We start from the raw sequence: 13,434 nt of genomic DNA, 5'->3' as shown, positions 1-13,434 counted from the left end.
GCTGGCCACAAAGGCTTCACGCTGATCTTCGCTGAGCAGGGATGTCGTCACAGGCACGCTGCGGGAGGCGTCCAGCACATGCACAATGCTGCCGCTGTACTTCGGCGCGATTTTGATGGCGGTGTGAGCCGGACTGGTGGTGGCACCACCGATCAGCAACGGCTGCTTGAAGCCACGACGCTCCATCTCGCTGGCCACATGCGCCATCTCATCCAGCGATGGAGTGATCAAGCCGCTGAGGCCGATCACATCGGCGCCGATTTCGAGAGCCTTTTCCAAAATCTTATCGCAGGGCACCATGACGCCCATGTCAGTGACTTCGAAGCCATTGCAGGCCAGAACGATGCCCACGATGTTTTTGCCGATGTCATGCACGTCACCTTTGACTGTGGCGAGAACGATTTTGCCACCGCCCTGCTTGGCAGCTTCTGCAGGAATAAGATCTTCGGCCGTCAGACCATTGGCAGAGCCGGCAGCACCACCAGCGGTGGACTGAGCATGGTTGAGGAATGGAGAAACGACACGGTCGGAATTGGAGGAGTCCTTGCGCAGGCTTTCAAGCTTCTGCTGAAGAGCGGCCTCGCCCTCCACTTCAAACACAGCGCCAAGTTCGGCAGCGAGCTTCACTTCCGCACGACGCTCTTCGAGGCTCAGGCCGCTGCTGGGCGTGTAGGTGAAGGATTCGACCACGGCGACAGCGCCACCACTTTCCAAAGCAGTGACAGTCTTGGCGGCAACTTCGAGCAGCAGGGCGCGCTCACGCGCTCTGCGAGCCTTCTCGATTTCCATGAAGGGCTGCAGATAAGCCACGCTCTGTTTCATGACGCGGGCGCTTTTGACGACCTGCGGGAGGAACATTTTGCCAGCACCGAAGAGATCGCCCACCACGCTCATGCCATCCATGAGAGGACCTTCGATCACAGAGAGAGGCTTGCCAAGCTGGGCCAGCGCTTCGGCGGTGTCTTCGTTGATGAAGTCTGTGATGCCTCGCAGCAGGGCGTGTTCGAGACGCTTGCTCACAGGGCCCTGCCGCCAGCTCATGTCGATCTCCACCTTCTTGGTAGTACCGGCCTGACCTTTGAACTGCTCGGCGTAATCCACGAGAATCTCCGTGGCATCCGGGCGGCGGTTGAGGATGACGTCCTCCACCTTTTCGAGCATGTCCTTCGGGATCTCCTCGTACACTTCGAGCATGCCGGCGTTCACGATGCCCATGTCCATGCCTGCCTTGATGGCATAATAGAGGAACACGCTGTGCATGGCCTCGCGCACCTTGTTGTTGCCGCGGAAGCTGAAGCTGACGTTGCTCACGCCGCCGCTGACTTTGGCATACGGGAGGTTCTCCTTGATCCAGCGCGTGGCGTTGATGAAGTCGAGCGCGTAGTTGTTGTGCTCCTCGAGGCCGGTGGCGACGGTGAGGATGTTGGGATCGAAAATGATGTCTTCCGGCGGGAATTCGATCTCGTCCACGAGGATGCGGTAGGCGCGTTCGCAGATGCGGATCTTGTCCTCATACGTGGCGGCCTGGCCCTGTTCATCGAAGGCCATGACCACCGTAGCAGCGCCATACTGTTTGATCTTGCGGGCGCATTCCTTGAACTTGTCCTCGCCTTCCTTGAGCGAGATGGAATTCACGATGCCCTTGCCCTGCAGGCATTTGAGACCGGCCTCGATGATCTCCCATTTGGAGGAGTCCACCATGATGGGCACTTTGTTCACCTCTGGCTCGGTCTGGAGCAGGATGAGGAATTTGGTCATCGTGGGCACGCCGTCGATGAGACCTTCGTCCATGCAGACATCGATCACATTGGCACCGCTCTCCACCTGCTGACGGGCCACGGCCACGGCCTCCTCCAGCTTGCCCTCCTTGATGAGCTTGGCGAACTTGGGTGATCCGGCCACGTTCGTGCGCTCGCCGATCATGAGATAAGGCGGGCGCTCCTCCGGTGTTGTCCCCTTCAGCACAAAGGGCTGCGAGCCGCTGAGGCGCATCGAATGCGTGTCGGCAGGCACCTGACGCGGTGCGAGGTTTTCCACCGCCTTGGCAATCGCAGCAATGTGCTCAGGCGTGTTGCCGCAGCAACCGCCCATGATGTTCACGAAACCGCTGCTGCCGAAGTCTTTGGCAAACACCGCCATGTCTGGTGGGAGCAGGTCAAAGCCCGTCGGTGCCAGCGGGTTCGGCATGCCAGCATTCGGATAGGCGGAGACAAAGCAGTCGGCCTTCGAGGAAAGCTCCTCCAGGAAGGGGCGCATCTTGTCTGGCCCAAGGGAGCAGTTCAGACCGATGGACAGCGGCTTCACATGCCGCATGGCATTGAGGTAAGCCTCGGTCACCTGACCGGAGATCATCGTCTCGCCACCAGGTCCGACAGCCGCGCTGATCTGCACGGGCAGTTCCACCTGATCTTCTGCAAACACCTCACGGATCGCCACGAGGGCGGTCTTGGCGTTGAGGGAGTCAAAGATCGTCTCGACCATCAGGGTGTCCACTCCGCCGGCGATGAGGGCGCGCACCTGGTGCTTATACGCCTCCTTCACCTGATCGAATGTGACGTAACGGAAGCTAAGGTCGGAAAGGTCTGGGAACTGCGAGAGCGAGACGGTGAGCGGCCCGATGGCCCCTGCCACGTAGCGTTTCCGCCCGGTCTTTTCGCCCACGAGGTCGGCCCATTTACGACACTGCTTAGCGGACTCGAAGTTGATCTCCCAAGCGAGATCGTTGAGGAACTTGTCCTCCAGCACGGTCTGGAAGAATTCGGGATCTTTACGCCGCCCTGCCGGCACTTCCGTAAAGAACTCTGCCTGGGCGATGCTGGTGCCGCTGAAGGTGTTCGTCTCGATGATGTCAGCCCCGGCTTCCAAGAAGCGACGGTGGATGTCCTCGATGATGTCCGGACGGGTGATGGAAAGAATGTCGCCGTTATTGAGCAGATCCTTCTCGTTGGACAGGAATCGGGTGCCGCGCGCGTCGGCCTCTTTCAGTCCATAACCACGAATGGTCGTGCCCATGGCACCATCAATAACCAGGATTCTCTGGCGCATGGCGGCTTCGAGTTCAGAGCGGACATTGGGTCGTGCGGGCATGGGGGAAATTAGCGTTCTAGCTGGGCAGGTCAACAGTCATATCAACGCATCATGATTTGAGCATGTGACTATTATTTCTAATTTACAAGAGAACCATCCGTTATACCGACACTCATGCCCCCCAAACCCAAAGCCGCCCCCTCTATTGAATCCAGCCCCGAGGCCATCAATGAGAATCTGGGGAAGCGGGTGAAAAAACTGCGCGGGGACCGCGGCTGGTCGCTCGAAGAACTCGCCACGGCGAGCGGTGTGAGTCGCTCCATGCTCAGCGAAATCGAGCGTGAAAAGGCCAATCCGACCCTGACCGTCACCTTCCGCATCGCCCGGGCCTTTGGACTGACCTTGCAGGAGCTGATTGAGAGCGCCGAGGCCAGCGCTTCGAAAATTCAGGTCATCCGGGCCAGCGACCGCGCCCAGGTCTATCGCAGCGACAAGCAGTGCGAGATCCGCACGCTCTCACCCATCAACCTCGAAAAGGACGTGGAGTTCTATGAGATGACCCTGCGCCCGGGAGGCACCCTTCGCAGCCAGGCTCACTTTGAAGGCACCCGCGAGTTCCTGACCGTGGAGGACGGCAGCGTGCGCATCGAATCCGACCAAAACAGCGAAGAACTCGGCAAAGGCGACTCCGGCACCTACCGCGCCGACGTGCCGCACGCCATCGTCAACACCGGCAAAGGGGACGCTCTGGTGTTCCTCGTCGTGATCTACCGCTAGAGCCTCATTTTTCCAACCCAACCATGAAATCAGCCACCACACTCGTCCTCCTCGCCTTTGTCGGGGTCTTGCATGCGCAGATGCCCCCGGCGCTCGTGAATGCCGAACGCGCCAAAATCCTCGAAGGTGTCAAATCGTTGCCGAAGGCAGGTGCACCGGGACCCATCGGCATCTGGGGGAATATGGCGTTTCCCATTCTCTCCGCACCTGACAAGGATGGGGTCGAGATCGCAGTCGCAGCGGCGGCAGGTTATGCCAAAGGGCGCGTCATTCTCTTTGGTCACAACAGCTACCTCGCCGGAGGTGAAGGCGGAGATCACGCCAAGCTCATGGAGAACTGCGTGAATTGGGCGGCCAACAAAGAAAAGCCCCGCTTGGGCCTCAAAGGCGTGAATGCGGTCAATTTGTACAAGCAGCACGAATTCAAAGTGGAGACCTTTGACAAGATCGACAAGAAAAGTCTGAGCGACTTCGATGTCGTCATCGTGAACATGCAGGGCATCATCAGCGCCGAGGAAGGCGCGGCGGTGGCGGAGTATGTCAAAGGCGGCGGCGGATTCATCGGCGGCATGACGGGCTGGGCTTTCAGCCAGACGAGCGGCGGCAAAGACCTGGCGGTGTCACACGGCCTCAACCAAGCGCTGATGCCCGCAGGCATCGCGATCACGGACATGAGCGCGTTTGACCAGTTGCGCAGCTTTGAAGCACGCGTGGAACTGCCCCAAATGATGAACGCCTCTGAGGCCATCAGCGCGATCAAAAAGCAGCGCGATGGCGGCCCCGCACTGACGGCTGAGCAAATGAAGCAGGGCACGAACGCCATCCAGATCGCCATGGCGGCACAACCGCCGGACCGCAGCAATCTGAAGGCCGCCGTGCTCGCCGCACTGGGCACTGCCGGCGCTGATGCCGTGGTGCCGACAGCCCAGGCACCGCTCACCGCCGACAAGCATGCCGCGCAACGCCTGCGCCTCGGCATGGAGACACGCGTGCTGCGCCTAGCCGCCGGTGAAGGCGTGGCCGCTCATCCTGCGCATGAAGCCTTCCCCGGCAAAGTGCCTGAGGGTGCACCACGTGTCTCGGGAGAGATCAAAGTGACACCCAGCATCCCCGGCTGGACCAGCACCGGCCTCTACGCAGCCGCAGGTGACACCATCACCGTTATACTGCCGGAAAAACTAGCCGACAAAGGCTACGCCGTGCGCATCGGCTGCCACAGCGACACGCTGTACCATCTCGACAAATGGGAACGCGCGCCGGACATCACCCGCAGCGTCGGATTAGCCACCGCCACCACGAAAACCGCCAGCGCCTTTGGCGGGCTCATCTACATCGAAGTTCCTGGCCGCGCCAAGGACGACGAAGCTTTCACCGCCGTCGTTCAAAACGCAGTACCAGCGCCACTGTTCGTTCTCGGCCAGGATGACGATGCCAAATGGAGCGAAATCAAAAAGCGCCCCGCTCCCTGGGCCGAACTCGCCTGCGATAAGCTGATCGTGAGCTGCCCCACCGAGGTCGCGCGCGCCATCAACAATCCCACCCAGCTCATGGAGTTCTGGAAGAAGGTGGTCGAAGCGCAGGACGACATCACCAATCAAACGGCCGAACGTAAGCGCCCCGAGCGCATCGTGGCGGATGTGCAGATCAGCGCCGGCTACATGCACAGCGGTTACCCCATAATGATACCGACGAGCGCCGCGCCGGAGATGACGACGTTTGGCAAACTGAAGTTTCCCGGCTGGGGATTCTACCATGAAATCGGCCACAATCATCAGCGTGGCAATTTCACCTTCGACGGTACCGGCGAAGTCACCAACAACGTCATCGGCATGTACTGCTATGACGCCGTTTTAAAGAAAGACTGGCTCATCGGCCATACCGCCATCACCGAGGAAGCGCGCAAGGAGCACATCGAAAAGATCAAGAAGGCGTCCAACAAGTGGCAGGTGTGGAAAAGCGAGCCCTTCACCGCGCTGACCACCTACATCCAGCTCATGCAGGAGTTCAGCTGGGAAAGCTGGCGCAAATACCTCTACAGCTTCGACGATCCCGCTTTCGGCCCGGCTCCAAAAAGCGATGACGAACGCCGTGATCAGTTTCTTGTGCGCTACTCCAAAATCACCAACAAGAACCTCGGCCCTTTCTTCGATGCCTGGGGCATTCCCGTCAGCTCAGCCGCGAAGGCGGAAGTGAGCAAGCTGGATCCGTGGATGCCGAAAGGGATGTGAAGCAATTTGCTTCGCAGGGTGGACGCGATGCCAACAGTTCGTTGCCGGCATAAAACTGGCCGGCTGCGCCACCCCACCCTTCATCCTCTGACCTACACTCGAATCAATTTCCGGATGGGCGTCCCGTTTGGCACAATGGGGGTGGGACGACCACTGAAGTCATTGATCGTTTCTTTGGCGGAGTCGATCCCCAGATGGTGGTAAATCGTGGCGAGGAAATCGTGCGGCGAGCAGGCGTGCTCGACCACGTCTTCGCCGCGTTTATCGCTGGCTCCAATGATGCCGCCGGTTTGCAGACCGCCACCAGCCCAGAGATTGGTAAAGGCACGCGGCCAGTGGTCGCGGCCCGGCTGCACGACACCCGCCGCTGCACTGGCCTCTCCGGCGCCGGAACTGGCAACGTGGCTGATTTTGGGTGTGCGCCCAAACTCACCACTGACCACAACGAGCACGCGTTTGTCGAGCCCCCGTGCATACACATCCTCAATCAACGCTGAAACGGCCTGATCGAAGGCTCCGGCACGGAAGCGCAGCGCATCAAAGACGTGGTGGTTGACGGCGTGATCGTCCCAGTTGCCCACACGACCGCATTGCGGTCCATCAAGGCAGCTCGTGATGATTTCCACACCCGATTCAACGAGACGTCGAGCCAGCAGCAGCTGCTGCCCCCAGCGATGCATGCCGTAACGTTCGCGGGTGCGCTTGTCTTCTTTGGAGAGATCAAAGGCATGTCGCGTCTGCGGATTGGTGAGCAACGTCATCGCCTGCGCTTCGAACTGATCCATCGCGCCCATTTCACCAGCGGCATCGACGTTGCGTTCCAGATTGTCGAGACTGTGCAGCAAGGCCATGCGGTCGTTGAGACGGGCCAGCTTGGACGGGTCGGACAGGCCGACGTTTGGAACGGCGAAATCCGGGCGGCTGGGATCACTCAGCACCGCCAGCGGCGAATAGGCTGCGTTGACAAAGCCCGGGCCGGCGATGGTGAAGCTGTCGTAATTGATGATCGGGTTCACGCCGATGTAGTTCGGCAACGGACTGTTGCGCTTGTTTTTCGAGCGCATGAAATTCGCCACGGTCATCCAGTCCGGCAGCAAGGGCTTGGGTTTGTCACGCGCATCCGTATCGCCACTGAGCATTTGCAGCGATCCAGCCGGATGTCCGCCACCGGTGTGCGTCATCGAGCGCAGCAGGGTGAATTTGTCGGCGATTTTTGCCTGCAATGGAATCAACTCGGTGAGCTGCATGCCGGGCACCTTGGTTTTGATGGTCTTAAAAGGGCCACGGTACTCGCTGCCGATGTCCGGTTTGGGGTCATAGGTGTCGAGGTGCGAGCAACCACCGCGCAGCCAAACTAATATGACAGCGGTGCGTTCACGCACAGGCTTCGCGGCATTCTCAGCGCGCAGCTTGAGCAATCCCGGCCAGCCCAGACTCGCAAATCCCGTGAGTCCGAAACGCATGAAGCCACGTCGGTCTAGGGGACCGGAACAAACAGGCTGGGGCGAGGCAGAAGGCATGTGCAACCATACGGCAGCCAGCCGGGAATTCTTCGGGCCAGAGGATCACTTCGCCAGCGACGCGCACACAATCTCCTCATCATTGCGCATGAAGACGCACAGGTTGGCGAAGGCAGGGTGTGACCACACCACAGCCCGGCGCGGATCGGTGGTGGTGGGTTTCAGGAGCTTGGCCCGGCTGATCTCCTCGTAGCCTTTCGGTGTGAGATTGGCGATGATGAGATCCCCCTGCTCGTTGGCGAGGAAGAAGCGGCTTTCGTGTTTGATGAGGAAGGCGTTTGCCCAGCGGACGGGTAGCCCGCCGGTGGTGGCGGCGAAGGTTTCCCAGAGGCGCTCGCCAGTGTCGAGTTTCAGGCAGCGGAGCTGACCGTAGCTGCACACGCCGTAGATGTGACCGTTCTCGATGAACGGAGTGCTGATGAGGCTGTGCAGCGTGTCCGTGTTCTTTTCGCTGAAGCTTTTACCCTCCCACTCCAACGATGCTGCCGGCTTGGCGGCGTCCAGCTTGAAGCATTTCGAACTGGTGTAGAAGGAGCTGAAGAGGAGCAGATCTCCCGCAAGCCTTGGAGTGGCTACGGTGAGGCCAAAACGCACATCCCATGGATAAGACCAGAGCACTTTGCCAGTGGCGGGATCGAGCGAATTCACCGCCTGCGGATGCCAGAGGATGAGTTGCTTCGAGCCCCCGGCCTCAATCATGGTAGGCGGGCAGTAGCCGGGCTCGCGTGCATCCAGCGCACGCCAGATTTCTTTGCCGCTGTCCTTGTCAAAGGCGACGGCCACGCTGCCCGGACCACCGCAGAGGCAGATCAAGCACTGACCATCGAGCAGCGGATGTCCGGCAAAGCCCCACATCGGTGTCTTCGCTCCATATTCGGCTTTGAAGTCATGCGACCAGAGCACCTTGCCGTTTGCGGCATCAAGGCACAGGAGGTTTCCCTCCGCGCCGAGAGTCCACACTTTACCACCGCTCACCACGGGAGTGCAGCGCGGGCCGGTGGAATAGCTCATCGTGTAAGTGCATTCGTAGCGATGCTCCCAAACGAGCGCACCCGACTTCGCATCCAGACAAAACACGCGCTCGGTGCCGGGAATGATGCCCCGCGCGAAGGCGTTGCCAGGCACGCTGCTCTTTTCGGCCACCTGGCGGTCCATGAGATAAACCCGGCCTTCCGCGACGGCCGGACCGGTGTAGCCACCACCGATCTTTGCCCGCCAGAGCACCTTGGGACCACCTGCAGGAAAGGTTTCAATGATGCCGGACTCGCGCCAGACGCTGTCGCCTTGAGGCCCCAGCCAGTGCGGCCAGTCGTCGGCATGGAGCATGGCTGACAGTAGGAGAAGGATGAAAAAGGCGGAGCGCATGGACAAACAAACTCACCACCATGAATCATGTTGCAGAGGATTTGGCGTATCGCACGTTTGCCCCATTATGCTGAACCTGCCCGACTCCCAACGCCTGCACAGCCTGGTCACAGCCACTCACACGCCATTTCATCCCGATGGCTCGCTCAATCTCAACGTGGTGGAAAAACAAACGGAGTTCCTACTCTCAAAAGGAGTGAACACCGTTTTCATCGGTGGCAGCACCGGCGAAAGTCACTCGCTCACCTACGATGAGCGTCACCTGCTGGCCAAATGCTGGATGGCGGTCACGAAGGGCACCGCCATGCGCGTGGTGGTGCATGTGGGGGCAAACTGCGTCGCCGATGCGAAAGCGCTGGCGGAGCAGGCCGAGGATCTGGGCGCAGCAGCCATCGCAGCTTTGGCGCCGATGTACTTCAAACCGAAGAACGTCGAGGTGCTGGTGGAGACGATGGCCCAGATCGCCGCAGCAGCGCCGGACACCCCTTTCTACTACTATGACATTCCGTCGATGACCGGCGTGAATCTCTCGGTGCCCGATTTCCTGCAGCAGGCAGGCAAACGCATCCCGAATCTGGCCGGTGTCAAATTCACCAATCCTGACCTCATGGCCTACCAGTATTGCCTGCGTGCCGACAATGGTGCCTGGGACGTGCCTTTTGGCTGTGATGAGCATATGCTCGGTGCTTTGGCCATGGGCGCAAAGGGCGCTGTCGGCAGCGGTTTCAACTTCGCCGCCCCCATTTACCTGCGCCTGCTGGCCGCGTTTGCCCAGAATGATTTTGCCGCTGCACAGCGGGAGCAGTTTCGCGGGGTGCAGATCATCAGCACCCTCGTCAGCTACGGCTACATGGGTGCGGCAAAAGCTGTGATGGCCATGCTCGGTGTCGATGTCGGCCCGGCCCGTCTTCCCAACACCACGCTCACCCCTGCACAAAAAGACAGGCTGCACGGCGAACTCGAAGCCATGGGCTTTTTCGAGTGGGTCAAATAAGTGGATCAGCGTTTGATCCGAATCAGAGGCGTCGGCAAGTGTTCGCTGGTGATCCACAGCGTGCGGCTGTCGCTGTCATAGCAGACGCCTTCCAGCTGCCGCAGGAGTTCGGGTTCGATGCGCACCGGCGCTTCTTTCAGGGCCTCTGCGAGTGATTTTTCCTTGGGCAGCAGCCATTCATACAGGCTGCTGTAGGTGGAGACGACCATCCGTGATCCATCCGGTGCAAAGCAGGCTCCTGTGGTCATGCAGTTGTCATGCGGACGCTTGCCGGCACGAATCAGCGTCGGAAAATTCAGATCGGCTACTTTTTCGAGCACCATGCTCACATTGGGTTGCAACGTCTGTGGAAAAGCATAGAGCGCGCACCTGCCATCATCACTCTTGGTCAGGACGTAAAGTCGCCTGGTCTGCGGATGCATGAGCAGGCTTTCGGCGTTGCGCCTGCCATCAGGATAGTTCGCACGCCAGATCTGCGGTGCGGCGGTTTCAGTTTCCGCCACAGACTTGCCTGCTGCACTGATTTCAGGCTCGGGGATCTGATAAACCTGTATCGAGGCTCGGATGAAAAGATTGTCGCCAATGTCCCCGATGAACAGCGTCGGAGTTCCCTTGTAATCTTTACCAGAGGTGATGTCCTCCCAGTCAAAGTTTGCCGCATCTCGCACACGCACCTTGGCGCGCGTTTTACCACTGCGGTCGATGGCAAAGACACAAGGCTCCCCGCCGGAATCGTTCGAGGTCCAGAAAATCGAGGGATCACGGACACCCAGCGCCAGACCGGAGCTTTCATTGAGGCGCTTGTCTTCCAGGATGGCGACCTGCTTGCTCGTGCTGGGCACCGGCTTTTCCGACCACGCGTCCACACTCTGCCCGCAGCAGACAGAAACTGCCGTGAGAGCGAATACAAACTGGAGCAGAAGCGCCTTCATGTTTTTTCAACCCAGCGGCGTTGCCGGACCTTGCAGCATGCGGTTGTAGTGAAACTGCACACGTCCCTGAAACCACCGCCAGGTCTGACCCGGGCGGCCATGTTCCAGCAGGAAATGCGGGCAGTCCTTGTGCAGCGGACTGACACCGACACGCGGCCAGTGATAGTGCGGCACCACGTGATCCAGCGGAATGTTATAAGCACGCATCAGATACGCGGCCAGCCGGGCTGTCCGGTCAATGGTTTGGCCAAGGTCATTGCCATGGTGCTCACACATTTCGATGCCGATGCTGTAATTGTTGCCGACACCGTCGAAATCAGCGTGCTCGCCCTGCTCACGGCAGGGAAGGTGCTGGATCGCGATGTCATCCTGCACGGTGAAGTGCCAGGTGAGAAAGCCGATGCGGTTGCCCCCCTTGCGTTTCGTCGCGCGCAGGGCGCCACGCTTCAGTGCCAGCGCATGCTGGTAGGCATTGCCGGTGTAGTTCTGCGTGCTGTGAATGGTGATGTAGCGCGGCTGCATCGGCCGGTAGTAGCGGCGTCCCACCGTGCCAGAGGGGATGATGTCGAGTTTGATGTGCGCCTCGGCGAGCAGCTGGTCAGGTGTCATGGCCCCGGACGGCACCGGCGCAAAGCGCGACTCCCAGCGTGCCACGCGAGAGCCATCGTAAGTGGCGCAGGCCGCGACAATGAAGGCAAGCGTCAGTGGTAGGAAGATTGCGACGTTTTTGCGCATGAGAGTGTTTAAAGGCCAATGGTCAAAATTCAATGCGCTTGTTCAAGCAAGTTCATGCAGAACGTACCTGCCGCGCTTTCCGGCCTCATAAACTTATCCAGCCGATATCGATATAGGTGAAAGAAACGGCCTATCTGGTGCGGCATGATTCCTTTGATTTCGGGATTGTCATCCTCCTCCACGTCATTCAACATCCGCGCTTCTCATGAGCACCCCGTCCCTTACCGATTCCAATGCACCTTGGTACAAGCAGCTGACCGGCTACCACTGGTTTGTGCTGATCGTCGCCTCAGCAGCATGGTTCTTTGACTGCCTGGACCAGCGCCTGTTTTCGCTCGCCCGTGTGCCGGCCTTGGTGGAACTGATGAAGCTGCCGCCGACGAATCCTGATCTGCAGGCCTTTGGCAAGGTTGTCACCGCCTGTTTCCTCATTGGCTGGGGGGTCGGCGGACTGACCTTCGGTGCCTTGGGCGACAAATTCGGCCGCGCTAAAATGCTGACGCTGACGATCCTGATCTACTCCGCCTTTACCGGCCTGAGCTATTTCAGCCGCACCCAGCTGGACTTCACCATCTTCCGCTTCCTCACTGGCGTGGGCGTTGGCGGCGTGTTTGGCCTTGCCGTGGCATTGATCGCTGAAACCGTTCCCAATGGCGCGCGCACCCAGTGCCTTGGCCTGCTGCAGATTCTGTCCACCATCGGGAACATCACCGCAGGTTTTGCAAAAATCGGCATTGATACCTTGGAAGCAAATCACACCATCACTGCCGGATCGGGCTGGCGCTGGATGTTCCTCATTGGCGCGGCCCCTGCGCTGATGATCATCTTCACCCGTGGCTACCTCAAGGAGCCCGCCTCATGGCAGCACCTCAAGGATACCAACCAGCTGCCGAAAGGCAGCATCTTCGCACCGTATGCCAGCCTGCTGGCCAGCGCCCGCTGGCGCAAAAACCTGTTCGTGGGAGCTGTCATCGCCAGCACGGGCGTGATCGGCCTTTGGGCCATCGGCGAGTATGCCGTCGATTTGCAGAAGGTGGTGTTCAAACAGTACTTTGAGAAGGCGGGCGTCGCTCCTGACAAGGTGGCCGCCGAAGTGAACAATGCCATCTCCGTGGCCTATCTCTGGAACATGATGGGAGCCGCCGTGGGCATGACCTTGTTCACCAACGTTGCCAAGCTGGGCCGTCGCCTTGCCTTCTTCCTGGGCTTCAGCGCCGCACTCGTTGCCACATTCCTCGTTTACTGGAAAATGAGCGACCCGATCTCCGCGCGCTGGATGATGTTCCTCATGGGCACCGCACAACTGAGCGTGTTCGCCGGCTTCGCCATTTATCTCCCGGAGCTGTTCCCGAACAAGCTGCGCAGCACGGGCACCAGCTTTTGCTACAATCTGGGCCGTTTCGCGGCCGCCGGTGGCAGCTTTTTCTCCGCCACGCTCACATCCGGCATCTATGGCAAGTTCGCCGCTCAGGATCCGGCTCTGCCGCTGCGCTACGCGGCGATGACCATGTGCGCCATCTTCCTCATGGGTATCATCATTCTGCCGTTCGCTCCTGAAACCAAAGGCAAGCCGCTGCCAGAAGACGATTGAAATGACCGCCGCTGAACTCAAGACCACCACGCAGGCTCAGGCTGAAGCTGTTTCCCCTGAAGCGCTCGCCCTCTGGCATGCAAAGCAGGGAAACTGGGACGCTGCGCACAACATCGCACAGGACATCCACACGAAGATGGGTTCCTGGATTCATGCGCTGCTCCATGTGATCGAAGGCGACCAGTGGAACGCGGACTACTGGTTCTCGAAAGCCGGCAGGCCTTCGCACGGCCCCAAGGAGATCGACAAACTTTGGGACGAAATC

The 13,434-nt window shown here is 59.6% G+C and carries 10 protein-coding genes; 5 read left to right on the top strand and 5 right to left on the bottom strand.

The genetic code is table 11. The annotated features are described in order from the left end of the window. The coding region (locus tag ACIREA_RS13550) for a homocysteine S-methyltransferase family protein (protein WP_397382810.1) at positions 1 to 3,087 on the bottom strand (3,087 nt) is incomplete at its 3' end. 114 nt (positions 3,088 to 3,201) lie between these two features. On the opposite strand from ACIREA_RS13550, the gene ACIREA_RS13545 reads away from it, so the two are divergent. Together ACIREA_RS13545 and ACIREA_RS13540 are read left to right on the top strand one after the other, a co-directional pair. Beyond that, a complete protein-coding gene (locus ACIREA_RS13545) occupies positions 3,202 to 3,804 on the top strand; it encodes a helix-turn-helix domain-containing protein (protein ID WP_397382809.1) in 603 nt (200 codons plus the stop codon). A 23-nt stretch (positions 3,805 to 3,827) separates the two neighbouring features. Continuing rightward, entirely contained in the window at positions 3,828 to 6,032 is a 2,205-nt protein-coding gene (locus ACIREA_RS13540) for a M60 family metallopeptidase (RefSeq protein WP_397382808.1), read from the top strand. Positions 6,033 to 6,124: 92 nt separating this feature from the next. Here ACIREA_RS13540 and ACIREA_RS13535 read toward each other — a convergent pair whose 3' ends face one another. Further along, positions 6,125 to 7,495 (bottom strand): DUF1501 domain-containing protein, encoded by a 1,371-nt coding sequence (locus ACIREA_RS13535; RefSeq protein ID WP_397382807.1) that lies wholly within the window; start codon positions 7,493 to 7,495, stop codon positions 6,125 to 6,127. 102 nt (positions 7,496 to 7,597) lie between these two features. Next, entirely contained in the window at positions 7,598 to 8,917 is a 1,320-nt protein-coding gene (locus ACIREA_RS13530) for a PQQ-binding-like beta-propeller repeat protein (protein WP_397382806.1), read from the bottom strand. Positions 8,918 to 8,984: 67 nt separating this feature from the next. Between ACIREA_RS13530 and ACIREA_RS13525 the strand changes: the two genes are divergently transcribed. Beyond that, the gene (locus ACIREA_RS13525) at positions 8,985 to 9,911 is read left to right on the top strand and encodes a dihydrodipicolinate synthase family protein (RefSeq protein ID WP_397382805.1); all 927 of its coding nucleotides are present in this window, start codon (positions 8,985 to 8,987) and stop codon (positions 9,909 to 9,911) included. 5 nt (positions 9,912 to 9,916) lie between these two features. Here ACIREA_RS13525 and ACIREA_RS13520 read toward each other — a convergent pair whose 3' ends face one another. Next, complete coding sequence (locus ACIREA_RS13520) at positions 9,917 to 10,843, bottom strand: hypothetical protein (RefSeq protein WP_397382804.1); 927 nt, start codon at positions 10,841 to 10,843, stop codon at positions 9,917 to 9,919. Positions 10,844 to 10,849: 6 nt separating this feature from the next. After that, positions 10,850 to 11,578 (bottom strand): N-acetylmuramoyl-L-alanine amidase family protein, encoded by a 729-nt coding sequence (locus ACIREA_RS13515; protein ID WP_397382803.1) that lies wholly within the window; start codon positions 11,576 to 11,578, stop codon positions 10,850 to 10,852. Positions 11,579 to 11,783: 205 nt separating this feature from the next. Here ACIREA_RS13515 and ACIREA_RS13510 point away from each other — a divergent pair, with 205 nt between their 5' ends. After that, entirely contained in the window at positions 11,784 to 13,169 is a 1,386-nt protein-coding gene (locus ACIREA_RS13510) for an MFS transporter (RefSeq protein ID WP_397382802.1), read from the top strand. Between the two features lies 1 nt (position 13,170). Beyond that, the coding region (locus tag ACIREA_RS13505) for a hypothetical protein (protein WP_397382801.1) at positions 13,171 to 13,434 on the top strand (264 nt) is incomplete at its 3' end.

This window comes from Prosthecobacter sp., from assembly GCF_044373815.1.
Taxonomy (GTDB): Bacteria; Verrucomicrobiota; Verrucomicrobiia; order Verrucomicrobiales; family Verrucomicrobiaceae; genus Prosthecobacter.
The sequence above is the reverse complement of the archived record's forward strand: the minus strand, read 5'-3'. Positions and strand labels throughout refer to the sequence as shown.